Here is a 19,940-nt window from a genome sequence, read left to right as displayed (position 1 = left end):
GACAAGGAGAAGACGATGGCAAAAGGTTACTATTTAGTACAGGGTGACAAAACTACCTGCGGTGGAATTATTATTGAAGGGGAGCCGACACATACGCTGTTTGGTAAGCCTCTGGCGCGTGAGCGGGATCAGGTCACCTGCGGGCAATATGCTGGGAAGTTTTTTATCGCTGGCGGCATAGAGACCGACACGATTTTCGGGCGCAAAATAGCGGGCACACTGGACAGTAAAAGTACCTGCCCCTGCCAGGCACGACTGGTCTCTTCTATATTGACAGATACATATGAAAAAGCGTCTGGTGCAAGCAATAGTGAACCTGAACAACATGCGCAGTCTATCAAAAAGAAACAGCCCCTTTTGTCCTCTTATGTGACAGGTGAAAAAACGGGTTCTGGGTACGTGTCTGATTATCCGGTCTTAAAAAATACACATAATCTTCCGGATGAGCATCTCCGAGCAATGCTGCAAGCCAATAATCATGATGTAGCATTATTGACTTTAGAAGAGTGTTTTGAAGTTCTCTCTTCATGGGGAAGCTATAAAGAGGGATGGGTAGAGATAACCCAGTCAGGACCTGGTCAGATTTTAGTAAATTATGGTGTGAATGGCAGGGATATTCTGAATGCTGCAATACTTATCAATAAATTAGGCGGATTTGATATTCGTGCAACTGCCTTTGTAAATCACAAAGGTACTGAGCTAATAAAAATATCTGGTTACCCAGGGGTAAGAAAAGTATTGAACGCCCCTATTTTTTCCTTAAGAAACCAAAAAGTTGTAGATATAGGTATTGGTAAATATGGTCTGGCAAAGTCCATTGTGGAGGGAGCGAGGCTGACTATTTATGTTGCAGCCGCATACCGGACGGTGGATTTCATTCTCAATGATGAGACAACGCTTGCGATGTTTATCGGAAGTCTGGCTACGGATGTGGTGAAGATTGGCATTGCTTCGGTAGTGAGTTGGGGGGCGGGCGCTGGGACTGCAGTTATCACTTCTTTTATATGGGGACCGATAGCTGCCGTTGTGATTGTAGGTTTAGCAACAGCAATTGCATTAAATATACTTGATGAGAAATTTGGTGTTACCGATAAGATTTGCAAATATATAGAAGCGTCACAACAGGAATTTGCACAGAAAGCTAGAGAAATTGAAGATGGTATATGGGATTTAGGATGTATGTACTTAGATAATGTTTTGGAAAAAGGAAGGGAGGTGTTGGAAGTTGAGGTAAAAAGATACTTAATAAGTTTATTGGAAGAGTTGGTTTCATGGGATTTAAAATGAAAGAATTTTCTGCAAAAAAAAGATTGCATTTGTTGGTGTGGTTCGTTTTTTATATTTCACTTGCCTTGTTTTTTTTATATATAGGAGTCGAGTCCGTTCAGGAGTACCTTGCCTTTCCAAAAGCGCTAACATATTCAAGTGGTGTGCTTTTTCTTGTTTTTTTTCCAATGTTAACATTGCCTATTACTTCGTTAGCAATATATCCTATCTTCAAAGGAGTAAAAGCTCCAGATTGTTATGCTAGAAACTCCATCAGAATAATAATATGTTCGCTATTAATATGCATAACCACTTCTTTTTCTTTTAAAATAACTTATACCAACAAACTGAAAGATAAAGGCTATATTTCATGCCAAGGAATACCTAACGGCTGGATGCCGGGTATGGCAACAAAGTACGCACTAAATGAAAACTTATGCAAAAAATAAATTATTTTTCTCTCTTTAAATGACTCTCTAATTTTAATGAGCATAATGGGGATATATGAATAATTTAATCTGCATTGTTTTTATGTGGGTTTTTTTATCGGCGCATAAATCCCGATAGCAATATTTATTACCCTTGACCCAGCCCTCGCGTCCGCTTTGTGCAATTGACTATTAAGGAGAAGACAATGGTAAAAGGTTACTATTTAGTACAGGGTGACAAAACTACCTGCGGTGGAATTATTATTGAAGGGGAGCCGACACATACGCTGTTTGGTAAGCCTCTGGCGCGTGAGCGGGATCAGGTCACCTGCGGGCAATATGCTGGGAAGTTTTTTATCGCTGGCGGCATAGAGACCGACACGATTTTCGGGCGCAAAATAGCGGGCACACTGGACAGTAAAAGTACCTGCCCCTGCCAGGCACGACTGGTCCCTTCTATACTGACAGATACATATGAAAAAGCGTCTGGTGCCGTCAGTAATAAACCTGAACCTGAACAGCATGCGCAGTCTGCACACGCTGTTCATTCTGCATATAAAAGTAAGGTTGCTCTTGAAAATGAACCGGTGCCGAGTGCGTTTAACGTTAAAAGTCAAGCAGAAGAGAATCAGAAAATAATTTGCCATCATAGCGATGGCGCTATAGCGGTAGCGAATTATATAGTTGCTGAAATTAAAAATAATGTCAGGAGTGACACGGCGGAACGGATAAGGGAGTTTGTTGACGAGGATGTATATCAGCGAAAAATTCAGGAGTGGAAAAATGCTCCCTGGTATTTAAGAGTAAGCCCTCCGCCGCGGCCGGATGCGATCACAGCATCGATGATATGGTTTGATGCTGTTAAAACAGGGGCTAAATGGGATCATAAACCTAAAATTAAGGCGCTTTTTAAAAAAGATGCTATAGCCAGACCGCTTCGTAGTAACAAAATGTCAAGTAGCTATTATCACAAATATAAAAATAATGATTACTTTTATGATGTATGGTCAAATATTCATTATGGCTATGTTGGGTTAAGCGTAGGTTTTTCACAGGATTATTTGTTACTTGGTTCGAGTATTGAGCAGATTAGAACTAGTATAACAAATGAAGCCGATCCTATAGATGATATTACTTGTATGAAAATAGGTTTTAGGCTGTATCATCAATATGGAAAGTATGCTGATGCATTGACCGATAATGATGTTCTTGAAGCATTAGAAAATGCATCAGGTTACGAGCTTTCTGAGTCAAGAAGTATACATTGGTGCTGGAATGCTAAAAATTCAGATCATATAGAGAAGGGTTTATGAGAAATAATATTAAAAGGGGGGGGAAGGTAGTGATTTTTATCACTTTCCTCTTTTTATGTTATTTTGTTTTATATTTTCGACCGCAGATTACCATTGAGAATGATACGGATAAAATTATTTATCTTTATGTTATGGAAAGAAGCTTAATTTTAGAAGAACCTAGTATTGATGAAGTTAATCAGATAAAAACAGCCAAAATAATAAGGCCAAAAAGCAAGTTAAAGATAAGGCCGACCATAGGATCTCTGTTGAGAAAAAAAATCGAACTAGATATTGGTTGGCAGGTTGGAAGCCGTGTAGAATCTCTTTCGGAAAGCGGCTATCAATGGTTTTCTATTGGTTCAAAAAATGGCGTGTGTAGTTTCTCTATTAAAATAGATACACTATATACTGAAAAGAAAAAAGGGAATAAAATACTCTGTTTTAAAAGGATTAATCCTATTGAGCCCTAATGATTAATATTTAAGTTGAATGTTTTTTTAGATAAAAATAAATGATGTGCGATTTCCTGTTAAGATTAAGCAATAGAAAATAACGTTGTTTTCCTGCTTTTTATTTCTTCTTTTTATTTCTTTAAAAGTGATGGTGGAATAGATGCCGAAGCAGATAGCGTGATTTTAATTTATTCTGGTGCTGGAGGAAAGGGCGCAGATCCTAATGAGGAAGAGGCGAGTGCTTTTATGAGTCCCTTTAGGATAGGAAAAATAAAATCAGCGAAAGTTTTATTGAGTTTTTACGATATCGTCATGGAAATCGGCAGTTGTATCTTGCCTGTAAAATTGGAAATATAAAAATTTCCCAGGTTTCTACTGTGAGATATAAAGAATTTAATATAATCCCAGGGGGTTGTAGGGGTTTCAGTTTTATAATACCCGGCTGTTAATGATGAACTGGGGGCTGTGTTCATTCAGCCAAGTGTTGTTAGATTTTGTATAAATAACCTGGGGTTTGATGACGTATATATGAAAAAGAAATAAGCATCGAAAATAATGAGAGATAATTTTTTAGTTAATAGTTAGCTTCATCACAATACACCAATTCCGTAATACTCACTCAATAAGATAAATGATATAGCCATGGACGATTTAACCCAGCGTTATTTTGACGCTGAAATGCGCTATCTGCGCGAGGCGGGCGAGGAATTTGCCCGCGCTCATCCTGACCGGGCGGCCGGATTAAATCTGGACAAGGCCGGGGTGCCTGACCCTTATGTGGAGCGGCTGTTTGAAGGCTTTGCCTTTCTGATGGGCCGGCTGCGCGAAAAACTTGATGACGATTTACCCGAGCTTACCGAAGGGCTGGTCAGTATGCTCTGGCCGCACTATCTGCGCACTATTCCGTCACTCTCGATTGTGGAATTTACCCCGGACTGGCAGGAGATGAAGGAGCGCATGCCGGTGGCCCGCGGTTTTGAGGTGCTCTCCCGTCCGCTGGGCGAACGCCAGACCCGTTGTCGCTACACCACCACGCAGAATATCAACTTATTACCGTTGTCGCTGAGCCGGGCAAGTATCAGCACGGAGCCGGATGGCCGGTCGGTTATCCGCCTGCGCATTGAATGTGGGGAACTGGCAGACTGGGACAAAATGTCACTGGGCAACCTGCCGCTTTATCTCAATGCGGATGCACCGCTGGCCTGCGCTCTGCATGAGGCGCTCACCCTGAAGGCTGCCCGGATGTGGATACGGCTTTCGGGCGATACGGATCGCCGGCCACTTGATGGTTATTTCTCTCCGCAGGGATTTGGTGAACAGGACAGCCTGTGGCCCAGAGATGCGGGCAGCTTCAGCGGTTATCAGCTACTGCTGGAATATTTTACCTTCCGCGAAAAGTTTATGTTTGTGACGCTGCGCGGGCTGGAAAGCGTTAAATTGCCGGCCGGGCTGCGCTGGTTCGACATTGATATTGTGCTGTCAGAGCGCTGGACGCATGATTTCAGCTTCTCAGAAAAACATCTGCGCCTGCACTGTGTGCCGGTAATTAACCTGTTTGCGCTGGAATCTGACCCGTTGCGCCTGGACTCGTTGCAGACTGACTACCTGCTGCGCCCGATGCGGGTGCAGGACGGTCATACTGAAATTTACTCTGTGGACTCCGTGATCTCTTCACGCCAGACCGGGCATCAGGTATATGTCCCGTTTTCCAGTTTTCGCCACAAAGGCGGGATGCTGCGCCATGACGCACCGGAATACTACTACCATACCCGCGTGAAACGCGGCCCGTCCGGGCTGCATGATACCTGGCTGGTGCTGGGCGGTGAGGCCTTTGATAACCACACGGTGCCGGAGAATGAGAGCCTGAGCCTGAACCTGACCGGCACCAACGGCCAGCTGCCACGCAAAACGCTGCAAAGTGCTGTGCTGGACACGGTGGTGAAGACAATGGCGATTGATGTGCGGGTGCGTAACCTCTGCGCACCGACGCTGCCGTGTTATCCGCCAAACCGTGACCGTTTCCACTGGCGGGTACTGAGCCATCTGGGCAGCAGCTTTATGTGGATGATGGATAACGCTGAGGTATTGCGCGGCACGTTGGCTCTGTATGACTGGACAGAGAATGAAATGAACCGGCGCAGGCTGGCCGCCATTATCGACGTGAGACACAGCGAAATTGAACGCTTTGAGCAGGGGCATCTGTTACGCGGTGTGCAGATTGAGGTGACGCTCGACAGCCACGGTTTTGCCGGCCACGGTGATATCTGCCTGTTTGGTGAGATGCTCAACCGTTTCTTTACCCTCTATACCGATATCCACTTATTTAACCGCCTGATCATTATTCTTCAGCCAACCGGGGAGCGCCTTGAATGGGAAGAGAACCACAACCGACGTATCCCCGGCTGAACCTGCGGCTGGTGAAAGAGATCGGGCGCATCAACTTTTACCGCTTCTGCCAGTTACTGGAAAAAGGGGCACCGGCCCGGCCACCGCTCGGCAGCAGTATCCATCCGGCGGATGATCCGGTTCGCTTCCGGCCTCACCCGGGGATGGGGTTCCCGGTCAGCGAACTGAAAGCGGTGGAGTATGACGAGGAGGAGCCGGATGCCCCGCCGACCGTACGTACGACCTTCCTGGGGCTGTATGGCGTGGATTCCCCGCTGCCGACCCCCTATCTCGACGACATTACGCAACGTCGGGAAGGGCATGAGGCGCTGGAGGGATTTCTCGATATCTTCAACCACCGCATCCTGACACAGTTTTACCGGATCTGGCGGAAGCACGCCTACCCGGCCAATTTCGAGGCAGGCGGAAAGGATGCGGTTTCTCAGAGCCTGTTAGGGCTTATTGGCCTGGGTATCCCCGGTACCGATAAGCATGTTGCCACGCCGGTATCCCGTTTTCTGGCGCTTCTGGGCGTTATGCGTCGCCAGGCCCGCACGGCAGAGGGTGTGCAGGCACTGGTAGCGCTGCTCGCCCCGCAAACCCGCGCAGTCGTGACCCCGCATTGCCTGCGTCCGGTCGCGATGGATCGGCCAATAGGTTTTTATGAAGGCGAGGGCTTTTTGCTGGACGGGTATACCGTGCTGGGAGAGGAGGCCACAGAGGCCAACAGCCAGTTGCTGATTGCGTTGTTGACTGAAGACGCACAGGAGGCGCGGGCCTGGCTGCCGGATGGGCCGCTCTACGGCGATTTTCAGGTATTGCTGCGGGTTTATCTGGGCTGGCGCTATAACGCGCGGATCACGCTGACCGTGCCCACCCCGCTGCTGCCTGAGCCGGTGCTGGGGCAAGAAGATTTTTTGCTGGGGCTGACCGGTGTGCTGGGTGTTGATGATGAGCACCTGGCACATGCCATACCCAGGGAGTTTACCGTGGTGCCGGGCCATTATTGTGGGTTGCCGCGGGCCGTTACAATGAAAGGAAACCGACGTGTTACATATCGCTTCAATTAACCGATTTTCATTGCTGTTGCTGCCGGTACTGTTGGCCGGTTGTGGCCTGACGCAGAGCCTTACCGAGGGGACGGCCTCCGCTGCAAACGCTATTTTCTATCAACAGGTGAACACGCTGCGCCTCGATTTTACCGCCCGGGAAGCGCTGAATACCGATGCGCGGGAAAGCGGCTCGTTGTCTGAACCCTTGATGATCCGCGTATACCAACTGAGAGACCGTAAAGCCTTTGATAAAACGGTCTACGAACAATTGGTGAGCGGCGGTGAGGGGGCATTAGGCGAAACATTGCTGGCATCCCGTGAGGTCATAGTCAAACCCGGCGGTGATGCAAACCTCACCATGCCAATGGACGAGCAGGCGCAGTATGTGGCCGTGGTGGGGCTATTCCGCCATCCCGACCGGGAGAAAAACCATTGGAAGCAGGTGCTGACGCGTGATGACCTCGATCCGGATGACCCCCGTATCATTGTGCCGGGCAGTAACAGCCTGACCCTGCTGCCGGAGAAAAATTAGTGAACACATACAACGGCCCCTCACTCTATGAAGCCCTGCTCGGCAATTTTTCGGGCGGGCTCGATCTTCATCAGGTCAGTGAAGAGAATCAGGTCATTCTTTCGGTGCTCGACAATATGCAGCGCATCCTGAACTGCCGCGCAGGCACATTGAGCCATCTGCCGGATTATGGCCTGCCGGATATGAGCAAAATCCTGCAGGGGATGCCGGGCACCGCGCACCAGTTGATGGATACCCTCTCAAGGGTGTTGCTGAAGTATGAACCGCGGCTGAAAAAGCTGTCGGTGTCGATGTTAACGCAGACTGTGCCCGGCCATCTGGAGTACGCCATTGACGCGGAGCTGAAAGGGCTGGGGCTGGTGCGCTATGGCACGGCGTTTATGCCGGAAGGGCGGGTGCTGATGCGTCACCTCACACAGCAGCAGTACCTTTAACCAGGGAGACTGATGACTCATCGTTCAGGGAAGGCACTTTTATGACACACAACAGTGAACGCCTGTTAAAAGCAGGCGGCGACCCGCGGGCGCTGGCGGATTTTGGCGCACTGCGTGAGGAAGTCAACAAGCTAATGCATCCGGCGCGGCCGGATGTGAACTGGGATCGGGTGGAACAACTCAGCCTGTCGCTGTTCCGGCAGAACGGGATTGAACTGCAAACCGTGGCCTGGTATACGCTGGCCCGCACTCATCTGGCCGGGATACTCGGCCTGAACGAGGGGCTGGCAATGCTGGAGGCATTAATTATCCACCAGTGGAATGTGTTATGGCCGCAACCTGCGCCTGCACGTAGACACATACTCACCGGGCTAAGCCAGCGGTTACAGACGGTCGTGCGGATGCTGAACCTGACATGCCGTGAATTGCCGCTGATTTACCGGGCAGAACAGCATCTCAAAGCACTCCAGGCGCAGCTGCAACGGCTGGCGTTGAAAGAGGCCGGCCAGTGGGGTGAATTGTCGGCTTTTATGCATAACGCCGCCGCCCGGCTGGAAGAGAGGGCGGTGTATAAAGAACCGATTGCCGAACCGTTATCGGCTCAAGCCCGCGTGATCAGGGCAGAGACACCGGCCCCTGCCTGTGCGGCCCGGCAGGTACCGGTAAGCCCCGGCTTAAAAACCGGTGCGCCGGTGAAACCTGGTTGGCCGTGGAAAAGCTTTGCGGCAGGCGCGCTGACCACATTAGTCATGGGTGGGGTGGCGCTATGGGGCTGGCACTACACGCATCCACCGATGACGCCGTTGCCGGTCGCAGCCAGTGAGCAGGCGCTGGTGGAGTTAGGGCGGCAGTCACCCTTATGGTTGCAGTATTACGGTTTTGCGTTAGCCGCGCAGGCGTTGCCGTCAGAAACCGGTGCGCTCAACGCGCAGTGGCAGCAGCATATCGCCGCCAATGCGTTACCGTTGGAGGCATTGTCTGGCTGGCATCAGGGAATGGCGGGGCTGCGGGCATTAACGGCGCGGTTGGATGCATTAGACGAACGGAAAGGGAAATACCTGACCGGATCAGAGCTGAAGTCGATGGTGTTTGCCATCACGCAGCATTTTTCGCGTGCCGTACCGGTCGAGGAACAATTGTATAACCTGGCACAGACGCCCCCGGGTGAGCCATTGCCGGCTATTCAGGCTTCGCAAACTGATATGCATCTGCATCAGTTACTTAACCGCTATATGCTGCTAAAACAGCATGCCGAGTCAGCAGGGGCAGAGTCATCAGGGACAGCGCCATAAAATGCCGGGCGTTTTTTGGCATACCAGGCACAGGGAGGGAACAGCACTGCTTTCCCATCCGCCTGTTATCGCAGGATGGGACTACGCCACGATGGGACTACGCGCGCATAGTCCCAAATGGAGTCCCAAACCATCGGGCTGAAACAGGGGCATACCGGCAAATACCGGGCAACAAAAAACCCGCAAACTCAGAGAGGATGCGGGTTTTTTGTTGGGGTTCTGTCAGTAACCGGTACTGCCAGAAGAGATTGTTGGTCGGCATGAGAGGATTCGAACCTCCGACCCCCGACACCCCATGACGGTGCGCTACCAGGCTGCGCTACATGCCGACGCTATGGGCCACTATACTACCGTTTCCCGTTCCGAATGCAAGCGCTCAGCCCAATGACTGCTTTAGTTTTAAACAGTTAGTCAGCGATAAAGCGTTTTTCGTCGGTCAGCACCTGCAACAGCAGGGCCAGTTGCGGCTTCTGATTTTTGATCTCCCGGCCGTCAACGTCATAGACCCGGTAATCGCCGCCGGCATCCAGCAACAGTGTCTGGCCAGGTGTGGTGACCCACAGATTCCCGCTGTCACCGGTAGTGACCCAGGCATGGCGGCGACGGGCAGCAAACAGATCCTCACCTTGCGAGTAGTCAGCCACCGCCGTTTGCACATGTAACAGGCGTTGCATCAGCGTCGCCATCACATCCGCATGGCTGGTGAGCTTACTGATGCTCTGCGCCGGGGTGCCCGGCCAGTGGACAATCAGCGGCACCTGCAACTGCTGGCGGTTATACCCGTTGTTCAACCGGCCTTTGTCGTTAAACGCAACGCCATGGCTGCCGGTGATCACCACCACCGTTTTAGCGAGTTCCCCGCGGCTACGCAGGCTCTCCAGCACCGCCGCGATCTGCTGATCCATCTGCAACGCCGCGTTGTGGTACTGCTGGGCGAGGGCAGGGCCGCTCAGTGGCTTACCCGCGCGGGGCGTGTTTAACGCCTGGCTGATGCCGTTAAAACTGAGGTAAGAGAACCACGGCGCATGGTCGCTGCGGCTCTCCAGCCACTGTTGCCATTGCTGGCGCGTCTGGCTGTCGCTCTGTTTTAACGCCGGGGGCAGGGAAAAGTCTGCCAGCAGCGCCTGGCGGTACAGCACGCTGTTAAAGCCATCTGACGAGAACAGGCCAAACTGGTAACCCTGGCTGCTCAGCGCATTAATCAGGGCGCTGGGTTTACGCGCTGACAGGATCCCGTCCATATAAGTGGGTGAAATCCCGTAAAACAGGCCAAACAGGCCACTGTCACTGCGGCTGCCCGCGCTGTAGTGCTGGGTAAAACGGGCGTTTTCCTGGGCGAAACGGTCAACTTCCGGCATGGTCTGCGCCAGGTCTTCTGCCCGGAAGCCGTCTACCACAATCATCAACAGATTGTAGCCGCTGCCGCTGTCACGGAAGCTCACCTCATTCAGCGGATACTCCACCGCCAGCGCCTCCGGTTTGCCCTGTTCAGCCACCCGGCGCTGATAGGCCTGCGCATCCAGCATCCCATGTTTTTCCAGGAACTTGCGCGCCGTCATCGGGTAGGAGAGCGGCAGGTTGGCCCGCTGCATGGTGATCGGCCGGTAGAAATTGGCATCCGCCCAGATATAAAGCAGGTGTGAGCTGAAGAAGCTGGCAATAAACAACGCCGCCAGCGGCTTGCCGAAACTGCGCCGGTTAAGGCTGCGCAGTTTTTGCCAGGCCCAGGTGCCGAACAGCATCTCCACCAGGAAAATCACCGGCACGCTGATAAACATCAGCTGCCAGTCACGGGCCAGCTCGCCCTGTTCCGGGTTGACCACCAGTTCCCAGACCACCGGGTTAAGGTGCAGGTGGAAACGGGTAAACACCTCGCTGTCCACCAGCAACAGCGTCATCCCGGCGGTCGCCAGCGCCGCCGAGATAAACCTCAGCAGCCGCTGGGACATCACCACAAAGGTGAGCGGGAAGATAATCAGCAGGTAAGCGGCAAAGCCGATAAAGCTGAAATGGCCCAGCAGGCTGGCGAACGCGTAAACCCGGCCGGTCAGCGAGGCGGGCCAGTCAGAAACAAACAGGTAGCGGCTGCCCAGCCCCAGACAGAGCAGGATATTGAACAGCGCGAACCAGTGCCCCCAGCTGATCATCTGGGAGACTTTTTCGCGATAGCGCTGGCTATTCTTCACCATACAGGGTTCAGGGCGGCTGTAAGCTTAATGGGCTTTATCTTCGCGGACTGAAGCCTGTAACGCATCAGCAAAGGAGCGCGCCAGGTGTTTGCGCTGTGCGGGCGCCACGCTGGTATTCAGCAGGTTGGTCACCATATTGCCCAACACCATCAGGGAAAGATCGGTCGGGGCATGGTGTTTCTCAAGAACGCTTACCAGCTCGGCAAGCAGTTGTTCGACGTGTTCGTCGCTGTAACGGGATGATTGTGGCATAGTTTACTGTGCTTCTCGGCCTGACAAAGTCCAATATCTTAACGTATAGGCGCGTGACTTTCCCCACTTTTATAACATTAAGCCGCCAAAGCCGGGAAGCCCTTCTCAGGCTGCCGCTTTTAAGTTGCAGCCGGCCGCCTTCAGTGTTTGAATACGCGCCGCACGGGGGTTGCCCCGATCAAGACAGGAGAATGTACCATGAGTCTGGATATCGGCCAGATCGCCTTACACCAGTTGATCAAACGGGACGAGCAGACACTCGAGGTGGTACTGCGCGACTCCCTGCTGACCACCAACGCCGCGGTCGATGAGATGATGGCGGAACTGCACCGCGTCTACAGCGCCAAGAGCAAGGCGTATGGCCTGTTCAATGCACAAAGCGAACTGGCGGACGCGCTGCGCAGTTGCCGCAAGGGCGACGAGACGTTCCTGGCCTTTACCCGCGCGGCAACCGGCCGCCTGCGGGACGAGCTGGCCAAATACCCGTTTGCCGAGGGCGGCGTGGTGCTGTTCTGCCAGTACCGTTACCTGGCGGTGGAGTATTTACTGATTTCGGTGCTGAGCAACTGCCCGAGTATGCGGGTGAATGAGCAGCTGGACATCAGCAGCACCCACTATCTCGACATCAACCACGCGGATATCGTGGCACGCATTGACCTGACCGAATGGGAAACCAATCCGGAGTCTGCCCGTTACCTGACGTTCCTGAAAGGCCGGGTAGGGCGCAAAGTCTCGGATTTCTTTATGGATTTCCTTGGCGCAGCAGAAGGCCTGGATACCAAGGCACAAAACCGTGGCCTGTTGCAGGCGGTGGATGATTACTGTGCAGAGGGGCAGCTCGACAAGAACGAGCGCCAGGCCTATCGTCAGCAGGTGTACAGCTACTGCAACGAGCAGTTGCAGGCCGGGGAAGAGATTGCCCTGACCGGGCTGGCACAGGCGTTGCCGCCGATTGGCGAACGTGATTTCAAACAGTTCTCCAGTGAGGAAGGCTACCAGCTGGAAGAGAGTTTCCCGGCGGATCGCAGCACCCTGCGCCAGCTCACCAAATTTGCCGGCAGCGGCGGCGGCCTGAGCATCAATTTTGATGCCTTGCTGATGGGGGAGCGTATTTTCTGGGATCCGGCCACGGACACGTTGACCATCAAAGGCACGCCGCCGAACCTGCGCGACCAGTTGCAGCGCCGGTTGAGCAACGGCGAGAAATAAGCCCGCCCGGCCAATGCCGGGCAATAAAAAACGCCGCAATTGCGGCGTTTTTTATTGGCGGTTGCCCCAGCGTCCCAGGGCCATCACTCGGTCGGCTTACGCGCGAACGAAGTCGATGTGAGCCAGTTTCGGCTTGAACGGGTGACGCTGTACAGCCTGAACTTTTACTTTGGTCTCTTTACCGTCGATAACCAGAGTAACGATGTCGCTATAAAATTCAGCTTTCACTTCCATGTTCTTCACGGAATCATGGTCCAGCTCGATAGCGATCGGTGCTTCAGTACCGCCGTATACGATTGCCGGGAATTTGTTAGCTGCGCGCAGGCGGCGGCTCGCACCCTTACCCTGCTCTTTACGAGTTTCTACATTGATAGTGAACATTGTTTTTTCTCTTTAAGAAAATTAACCCTGCTACAGGCGACCCAGCAACAGGTTGGATATTTCAGCTTTATGTCCGGTTATCGGAAACAAAGCGGGCGGCATTTTAACGGATTTGACCCGGCGCGGCAATGAAAACCCGGCCGCCGGCGACGTATTGTTCATAAAAATGCGTCAGCCGCGCAATTCATTGGCACGGCGGTAGCGGCCCTGATAGTCGAACACTTTTTCGCGGATCTGCCAGTAGCGGCCACGCAGGCGCGCCACCACAAAATCAGGGTGGCGGAACAGCGCCTGCTGCGCCAGCACATCCGCGGCGGTTTGCCAGCTAAAGGGCACGCCCGGCGCGCGCTGGTGCGGCCGCACAAACAGCTGCTGGAAGGCCATCCGCTGTGCCGGGGTAGTGAGGCGGAACCGTTCGCCGGCGCTGGCCCCATCCTCATCGTAATAGGTCACGTTCAGCCACTCACCTTTGTCGTCACGGCCGCTCTCCAGTGCCATGCCGCCGCAGCGCAGCACCAGCGCATCTTTCAGCTTCAGCGCGGCTTTCAGCATGTCATCCGGGTCGACCAGCACCTCGTTGCACTGATGGCAGCGCCTGGCAGCGATGTCATTTTCCGCACCGCAGTGCGGGCAACTCTTGGCACGGAAGCGGAAATCACACTGTTCGCGGTGGCCCTCATCATCCTCCATCCAGCCCTGGCAGCGGCGGCCGAAATGCTCGATTACCGTACCGTCCGGCAGGGCTTTGCCCCAGAAGAGGTTGGCGAAGCCGCAGGCCGGGCAGAACACCTGCACCGGCTGGTTATCCCCGGCGGGTTTGCTGGTGCCCACTTCCGGTGTAAAGAGGTCATGCGGGTTACCGGCGTAATCCAGGATCAGGCAGTCGGTTTTACCGGGGTAGAGGCGCAGGCCACGGCCGACAATCTGCTGGTACAGGCTCACGGATTCCGTCGGCCGCAGAATGGCGATCAGGTCAACGTGCGGCGCGTCAAAACCGGTGGTCAGCACCGCCACATTCACCAGATAACGCAGTTCCTGCTGTTTGAACGCCTCAATCAGCCGGTCACGCTCGGCGGGCGGGGTCTGTGCGCTGACCAGGGCAGCCTCGCCTTTGGGCAACAGGCCGTGGATCTCCCCGGCGTGCTCCACGGTGGCGGCAAAAATCATCACGCCGCGCCGGTCAGCGGCGTATTCAATAATCTGGCTGATGATGTGCGGGGTAATGCGCTGTTGCTGTTTCAGCTCGCGGTTCAGCTCCGCCTCGCTGAACAGGCCATTGCTGTTGGCCTCCAGGCGGCTGAAATCGTAATGCACCACCGGCATGTCGAGCCGCTCCGGCGGCACCAGGAAACCGTGTTTAATCATATAGCGCAGCGGCAGCTCGTAAATGCAGTCGCGGAACTGGCTGTTCTCGTCGCCGCGCGTGATACCGTGGTAGTGGTAGCGGTAAATCCAGCCTTTGCCGAGCCGGTAGGGTGTGGCGGTCAGCCCCAGCAGCCGCAGGTTGGGGTTGGCGCGCCGCAGGTGCTGGATAATCTGCTGGTACTGGCTCTCATCGTCATCGCCGATGCGGTGGCACTCATCGATGATCAACAGTGAAAAGGCACCGTCGAACAGCGGCAGGTTCCGCGCGACGGACTGCACGCTGCCGAACACCACTTTGCCGCTGCTCTCTTTCTGTTGCAGCCCGGCGGCAAAAATATCCGCCTCCAGCCCGTAGGCGCGGTATTTGGCGTGGTTCTGCGCCACCAGTTCTTTGACGTGGGCCAGCACCAATACCCGGCCGCGCGCCAGGCGCGCCAGCTCGGCAATCACCAGGCTTTTTCCTGCCCCGGTCGGCAGCACGATCACCGCCGGTTCGTGGTGACGGCGGAAGTAGCTCAGGGTGGCCTCAACGGCCTCGCGCTGATAAGGGCGAAGGGTAAACGACATGGTTGGGATTCCTGCAACAAAGAGGGGGCATAACGCCATCAGTATGCCAAAGCCGCCGCCGGATGGCGACCCTGCCGGGCAGATAAGCGCGGCACTCTCTATGACAGGACGCCAGGCACGGGTATACTGGCGGGTTCACATCGCCTTTTTGCGCATCCGGCGGAAAAGGCCACCCTGTATGACGGCGCTCGCGCCTGCCCGAAAGGCGCAGGCGGGCGGCGGTACTCCTCAAAAGGCTAAAAAGATTTAATGCGACTGGACAAGTTTTTATCTCAGCAACTGGGCGTCAGCCGGGCACTGGTTCTGCGTGAATTGCGCAACAAACGCGTCACCGTAGACGATGAGATCGTCAAAAGCGGTTCGCTGAAACTGACCCCGGAAAACGTCGTGAAGTTTGACGGCAATGTGCTGGAACAGCAGAACGGCCCACGTTACTTCATGCTGAACAAGCCGCAGGGCTATGTCTGCTCCACGGATGACCCGGATCACCCGACGGTGCTCTACTTCCTGGAAGAGCCGGTGGCGTATAAGCTGCACGCCGCGGGGCGTCTGGACATCGACACCACCGGCCTGGTGCTGATGACCGATGACGGCCAGTGGTCGCACCGCATCACCTCACCGAAACACCACTGTGAGAAAACCTACCTGGTCACGCTGGAGCACCCGCTTTCGCCGGAAACGCCGCAGCAATTCCTCGACGGTGTGCAACTGCACAATGAGAAAGATCTCACCCTGCCGGCCCAGCTGGAGCAGATCGAGCCGACGCTGGTGCGCCTGACCATCCGCGAAGGGCGTTACCATCAGGTGAAACGGATGTTTGCCGCTGTCGGCAACCGGGTGGTTGGCCTGCACCGTGAGCGCATCGGCGCGATCGTTCTGGATGACGACCTTGCGCCGGGCGACTACCGCCCGCTGACTGAAGAAGAGATTGCCAGCGTCGCGGTTCCGCGCTGATCCCCGCCTGACCGCCTGCCACCGGCAGGCGCTTTTTTCCATGACAGGAGTTGTAACGGTGCAAGAGACACGCACATCCCATACCGGGTTGGTGTTTATTCTGGGGTTGTTATCCATGCTGATGCCGCTGGCGATCGACATGTACCTGCCGAGTATGCCGGTGATTGCCAAAGAGTTTGGCGTTTCCGGCGGCAGCGTGCAGATGACGCTGAGCGCCTATGTGCTGGGCTTCGCCATCGGCCAGATATTCTACGGCCCGATGGCCGACAGCCTGGGCCGCAAGCCGGTGATCCTCGGCGGTACGCTGGTCTTTGCGCTGGCGGGCGCGGCCTGTGCGATGGCCCAATCGGTTGACCAGCTGGTGCATATGCGCTTTCTGCACGGCTTGTCTGCTGCGGCAGCCAGCGTGGTGATCAACGCCCTGATGCGTGACATGTTCACCAAGGATGAGTTCTCGCGCATGATGTCCTTTGTGGTGCTGGTGATGACTGTGGCACCGCTTCTGGCACCGATGATGGGCGGCGGGCTGATGGTGCTGTTCAGCTGGCACGCGATCTTCTGGAGCATGGCGGGCGCGGCGCTGGTGGCGGCGGTGCTGGTGATGCTGTTTATCCGGGAGACCTTGCCGAAAGAACGGCGGCAGAAATTCCACCTGCGTACCACCGTGGGTAATTTTGCCTCGCTGTTCCGCCATAAGCGGGTGTTCAGCTATATGCTGGCGAGCGGCTTCTCATTCGGCGGCATGTTCTCTTTCCTGAGCTGCGGGCCGTTTGTCTACATTGATTTGAACGGCGTCTCGACCCAGCACTTCGGCTTTTATTTCGCGCTGAATGTGGTGGTGATGGTGGTGCTGACGCTGTTCAACAGCCGCAACGTCCGCCGTACCGGCTCCGCGAAAATGTTCCGCCTTGGCCTGACCATCCAGTTTGTGATGGGGCTGTGGCTGCTGGCGTCTACGGCGCTGGGGCTGGGCTTCTGGGCGCTGGTGGCCGGCGTGGCGGGCTATGTCGGCTGTATCGCCATGGTCACTTCCAACGCCATGGCCGTGATCATGGATGACTTCCCGCACATGGCGGGCACCGCGGCCTCACTGGCCGGCACGCTGCGCTTCGGCATCGGTGCATTGGTCGGCTCAGTGCTTTCCATGCTGCCGGCGCACAGCGCGTGGCCGATGGTGTCATCGATGGCGTTCTGCATCACTGCCGCGATGCTGCTCTACCTTTATGCCAGCCGCCCGGCAAAAAGCAGTGTGCAGCCAGCTATCTGAACCCCATTAACTCCGGGGCTACTGCCCCGGTGTTTCCTGTGTAACCGTTTTTTCACCCGCCTGTTCCCACCTCTCCAGCCTCTTTTTCTGTGCGTTTTCTTCCCTCGCGGTGTTTCTGCAAGTTCGCCTGACGAATCAGTTAGTTACAGGGCGTAATTGGTTGCTGCTGCGCTTTTTGTTTCATATTTGTAAAAATATAAGGAGTTAAAAGTAACCAGATTGCACAAAAATGGTTGAGATACAGCGGGTAAAGGGTTACAAATAAGCCAAAATGAGATCTGGCTCTCATGACTCAGGGGCAACGCTTCAGGCTGCCTGGGCAGTACCAGACCAATGACAGCGCATGGCGCGCTTCACCCGGAATGTGAATAGTGGCCAACCGGCCCCGGGGGCAGCCAGACGTCAGCTGCGCTGTACCGGGTGATAACATGTTTCTCTGGGGTTCGAACGTGAATAACATCCAACTTTCGGTGGTACACCGTTTGCCACAACATTACCGCTGGTCATCAGGTTTGACCGGCGTCCAGGTCGAGCCGCTGCCGCTGACGGTCATGGCCGATGAAACCAACCTGATTGGTCTGCGGCTGCTGAGCCATGACGGTGACAGCGCCTGGCAGATCATGGAAAAGCTGCGCCTGACGCTGGCCGAAATCCAGGTGGATTCCTCCGTGCTGGAGTGGGAAGGGGAGCCATGCCTGTTTGTGGAAGGGTGCCATGAAGGGGCGACCCTGTGCCGGCTGAAGAATGTCGGGGCGGCGATTGCCGATTCCCTGAAGGCGCTCTACCCTTTCTGAACCCTGCCTTGTCTGCCCTGTTATCCGGGATGCTGTTCGTATCACGGATGCCGCTTGTTATCAGGGGTGATAGTGTGTGACAAACTCCTTCAGCCCCGCCGGCGTCAGCGGGCGGCTGTAGAGATACCCTTGCAGGTAAGTGACGCCATGCTCCCGCAGGTAATGCGCCTGCTGCGGCGTTTCCACCCCTTCCGCTACCGTTTTCAGCCGCAGTTCACGCGTCAGGTTCAGCACGGTGTCCAGCACCGGTGCTGTCACCGTCTGCCGGCCGATCGTGGTGACAAACCCCCGGTCAATCTTCAGAAAATCGAGCCGGAATTTTTCCAGATAAATTAAGGCGCTATGGCCGGTGCCGAAATCATCAATGGCGATCTCAATACCCTGGTGGCGCAACCAGTCAAACTTCTCCAGCGCATCTTCCGTTTCCACCATGCCGCGCTCGGTTATCTCAAACACCACATTGAAATAGTTCGGCGGCAGCTGGCGAATAAACTGCTGCACGTCACGCTCAAACTCCGGGTCAGTCAGGTGGCTTGGTGACAGGTTTACCGCCAGTTTTGCCCCAGGCGGCAGCACCTCACGCAACTGCGGCGCATCCTGCGCGATCAGCCCAAACAGGTGGCGGGTCAGCGGCACAATCAGCCCCTGCGCTTCGGCATAACTGATAAACACATCCGGCGGGATATTGCCCTCGCGGGGGTGTTGCCAGCGCATCAGCGCTTCGACACCGGCCACCCGCTGGGATTGGGTGTCAATCACCGGCTGGTACGCCATATGGAATTGCCGCCGCCGCATCCCCGCCAGGATCTCATGGTCAGCGCTGTGGCGCACCCGCATCAGGTAATAGCTCAGCGCGCCTACCAGTGACGACAGCAGCAGGCCCGCCAGCAGGGTGATCTGCATATCGCCCATGCTGAGGCTGTCGCCGTACAGGCGCAGGGAAATGGGCGAGCCGGGCAGCCGGACGAGGCGCGAATGCGCGGTCGGCAGGGCGGCTGCGTCCTGCACCACATCGCGGCGGGTGGTCAGCGCATGGCGGCCGATGATCAGCGCCAGGCCGCCGGTGATGTCGCGCCCCTGCGCCTGGGTAAAGAGCAGGTAAGCGCCGAAATTGATGTCCAGCGTCGCCAGCACCCCGGTACGCGGCTGCGACGGCGATGCCAGCCAGACGGCAATGGCCGGTTTTTCCGGCACCATGTAAGTGCCCTGCTGGAGCACCATATCCTGCGGCTGGTTGAGGCGGAGTTCCGGGTAGATGGCGGCAGCCGGCCTCTCCATCTCCCCGGTGGCGGAGGAGCAGTAGGCGATGCCCTCATTCACCAGCAGGTAAGTGCGCACGCCGCGGGTAAAGGCGGCGTTCTGGGTCAGCGTGTCCTGGGCAAGCGAGCAGGGAAACTGCGTCAGCGTGTTCAGGTTGGCCATGTTTTTTTGCAAATCCTGCAAATAGTGCGTGGAAAAGCGCACCACATTATCCATAAGGCGTTGCTGCTGGCGTTCATTGGCCTGGTAAATAGCCCATAAGGTGATGGCATTAAATAACAGGAAGAAAAGGGAGGCGAGAAGAATGCTGCGTTGCAAATAACGTCGCTTGGGCAAAACGGTATGCATTAATGCCGTTTTTAGCCGCATATGTCATTTCCTTTACGGTCGCCAGAGATGCTAACAGTATAACTGACCCCCACAAGGCGACGGCGGCTATTTTCCGGGGGCAGGGCGTTACGTGATTGCCCGCAAATAAAAGAGCGCCCTCAGGAGGGCGCTCTTTTATTTGTTCAGCTCAGAGCCGTTTGGCATAACTTGCGTCTGACATCACATCTTTTCAGCAC

General features: G+C 54.7%; 19 protein-coding genes and 1 tRNA gene. 14 read left to right on the top strand and 6 right to left on the bottom strand.

The window, feature by feature from the left end; translation table 11 throughout:
• Positions 1 to 15: 15 nt before the first annotated feature.
• From JK232_RS02775 to JK232_RS02730, 10 genes are all read left to right on the top strand, one after another.
• Positions 16 to 1,287, top strand: a complete 1,272-nt coding sequence (locus JK232_RS02775; RefSeq protein ID WP_212588781.1) for a PAAR domain-containing protein — start codon at positions 16 to 18, stop codon at positions 1,285 to 1,287.
• Positions 1,272 to 1,715 (top strand): DUF1240 domain-containing protein, encoded by a 444-nt coding sequence (locus JK232_RS02770; protein ID WP_212588780.1) that lies wholly within the window; start codon positions 1,272 to 1,274, stop codon positions 1,713 to 1,715. Before JK232_RS02775 ends, JK232_RS02770 begins: the two co-directional genes overlap by 16 nt.
• Before the next feature lie 185 nt (positions 1,716 to 1,900).
• A complete protein-coding gene (locus JK232_RS02765; protein ID WP_212588779.1) occupies positions 1,901 to 3,007 on the top strand; it encodes a polymorphic toxin type 44 domain-containing protein in 1,107 nt (368 codons plus the stop codon).
• Positions 3,004 to 3,459, top strand: a complete 456-nt coding sequence (locus JK232_RS02760) for an immunity protein TsiR (RefSeq protein ID WP_212588778.1) — start codon at positions 3,004 to 3,006, stop codon at positions 3,457 to 3,459. The genes JK232_RS02765 and JK232_RS02760 overlap by 4 nt, the downstream gene beginning before the upstream one ends.
• A 159-nt stretch (positions 3,460 to 3,618) precedes the next feature.
• Positions 3,619 to 3,798 carry a hypothetical protein gene (locus JK232_RS02755; RefSeq protein ID WP_212588777.1) on the top strand — a complete coding sequence of 60 codons (180 nt, stop codon included), beginning with the start codon at positions 3,619 to 3,621 and terminating at the stop codon, positions 3,796 to 3,798.
• A gap of 285 nt (positions 3,799 to 4,083) precedes the next feature.
• The gene (gene tssF / locus JK232_RS02750; RefSeq protein ID WP_212588776.1) at positions 4,084 to 5,847 is read left to right on the top strand and encodes a type VI secretion system baseplate subunit TssF; all 1,764 of its coding nucleotides are present in this window, start codon (positions 4,084 to 4,086) and stop codon (positions 5,845 to 5,847) included.
• On the top strand, positions 5,811 to 6,896 hold the full coding sequence (tssG, locus tag JK232_RS02745; protein ID WP_212588775.1) for a type VI secretion system baseplate subunit TssG: 1,086 nt from the start codon (positions 5,811 to 5,813) through the stop codon (positions 6,894 to 6,896). The genes tssF and tssG overlap by 37 nt, the downstream gene beginning before the upstream one ends.
• Complete coding sequence (gene tssJ / locus JK232_RS02740; RefSeq protein ID WP_212588774.1) at positions 6,874 to 7,410, top strand: type VI secretion system lipoprotein TssJ; 537 nt, start codon at positions 6,874 to 6,876, stop codon at positions 7,408 to 7,410. Before tssG ends, tssJ begins: the two co-directional genes overlap by 23 nt.
• Positions 7,410 to 7,844 carry a type VI secretion system baseplate subunit TssE gene (gene tssE, locus JK232_RS02735; RefSeq protein ID WP_101854970.1) on the top strand — a complete coding sequence of 145 codons (435 nt, stop codon included), beginning with the start codon at positions 7,410 to 7,412 and terminating at the stop codon, positions 7,842 to 7,844. The genes tssJ and tssE overlap by 1 nt, the downstream gene beginning before the upstream one ends.
• Before the next feature lie 41 nt (positions 7,845 to 7,885).
• The gene (locus JK232_RS02730; protein WP_212588773.1) at positions 7,886 to 9,136 is read left to right on the top strand and encodes a VasL domain-containing protein; all 1,251 of its coding nucleotides are present in this window, start codon (positions 7,886 to 7,888) and stop codon (positions 9,134 to 9,136) included.
• 252 nt (positions 9,137 to 9,388) lie between these two features.
• On the opposite strand, the gene JK232_RS02725 is transcribed toward JK232_RS02730, so the two are convergent.
• The 3 genes from JK232_RS02725 to JK232_RS02715 all read right to left on the bottom strand — a co-directional run bounded on the left by JK232_RS02725 (position 9,389) and on the right by JK232_RS02715 (position 11,577).
• Positions 9,389 to 9,465, bottom strand: a tRNA-Pro gene (locus JK232_RS02725).
• Between the two features lie 78 nt (positions 9,466 to 9,543).
• Positions 9,544 to 11,325: an LPS biosynthesis-modulating metalloenzyme YejM gene (yejM, locus tag JK232_RS02720; protein ID WP_101828290.1), complete on the bottom strand. Its 1,782-nt coding sequence runs from the start codon at positions 11,323 to 11,325 to the stop codon at positions 9,544 to 9,546.
• A 24-nt stretch (positions 11,326 to 11,349) separates the two neighbouring features.
• Positions 11,350 to 11,577 (bottom strand): YejL family protein, encoded by a 228-nt coding sequence (locus JK232_RS02715; RefSeq protein WP_072933631.1) that lies wholly within the window; start codon positions 11,575 to 11,577, stop codon positions 11,350 to 11,352.
• A 198-nt stretch (positions 11,578 to 11,775) separates the two neighbouring features.
• Here JK232_RS02715 and yejK point away from each other — a divergent pair, with 198 nt between their 5' ends.
• Positions 11,776 to 12,786: a nucleoid-associated protein YejK gene (gene yejK, locus JK232_RS02710; protein WP_212588772.1), complete on the top strand. Its 1,011-nt coding sequence runs from the start codon at positions 11,776 to 11,778 to the stop codon at positions 12,784 to 12,786.
• 96 nt (positions 12,787 to 12,882) lie between these two features.
• Here the strand turns inward: yejK and rplY are convergent, their stop codons facing one another.
• Positions 12,883 to 13,167: a 50S ribosomal protein L25 gene (gene rplY, locus JK232_RS02705; RefSeq protein WP_072933636.1), complete on the bottom strand. Its 285-nt coding sequence runs from the start codon at positions 13,165 to 13,167 to the stop codon at positions 12,883 to 12,885.
• A gap of 171 nt (positions 13,168 to 13,338) precedes the next feature.
• The gene (radD, locus tag JK232_RS02700; RefSeq protein ID WP_072933638.1) at positions 13,339 to 15,099 is read right to left on the bottom strand and encodes a DNA repair helicase RadD; all 1,761 of its coding nucleotides are present in this window, start codon (positions 15,097 to 15,099) and stop codon (positions 13,339 to 13,341) included.
• 249 nt (positions 15,100 to 15,348) lie between these two features.
• Here radD and rsuA point away from each other — a divergent pair, with 249 nt between their 5' ends.
• The 3 genes from rsuA to JK232_RS02685 all read left to right on the top strand — a co-directional run bounded on the left by rsuA (position 15,349) and on the right by JK232_RS02685 (position 18,114).
• Positions 15,349 to 16,053, top strand: coding sequence for a 16S rRNA pseudouridine(516) synthase RsuA (rsuA, locus tag JK232_RS02695; protein ID WP_072933642.1), 705 nt, complete (start codon positions 15,349 to 15,351; stop codon positions 16,051 to 16,053).
• Positions 16,054 to 16,111: 58 nt separating this feature from the next.
• On the top strand, positions 16,112 to 17,320 hold the full coding sequence (locus tag JK232_RS02690; RefSeq protein WP_072933644.1) for a Bcr/CflA family multidrug efflux MFS transporter: 1,209 nt from the start codon (positions 16,112 to 16,114) through the stop codon (positions 17,318 to 17,320).
• Between the two features lie 449 nt (positions 17,321 to 17,769).
• Positions 17,770 to 18,114: a YejG family protein gene (locus JK232_RS02685; protein ID WP_072933657.1), complete on the top strand. Its 345-nt coding sequence runs from the start codon at positions 17,770 to 17,772 to the stop codon at positions 18,112 to 18,114.
• Between the two features lie 60 nt (positions 18,115 to 18,174).
• Here the strand turns inward: JK232_RS02685 and JK232_RS02680 are convergent, their stop codons facing one another.
• On the bottom strand, positions 18,175 to 19,743 hold the full coding sequence (locus tag JK232_RS02680) for a cyclic di-GMP phosphodiesterase (RefSeq protein WP_072933646.1): 1,569 nt from the start codon (positions 19,741 to 19,743) through the stop codon (positions 18,175 to 18,177).
• Positions 19,744 to 19,940: the final 197 nt, after the last annotated feature.

Origin of the sequence: Nissabacter archeti (assembly GCF_018257325.1) — a bacterium.
GTDB lineage: Bacteria > Pseudomonadota > Gammaproteobacteria > Enterobacterales > Enterobacteriaceae > Chimaeribacter > Chimaeribacter arupi.
This window is presented reverse-complemented; position numbering and strand designations above follow the sequence as displayed.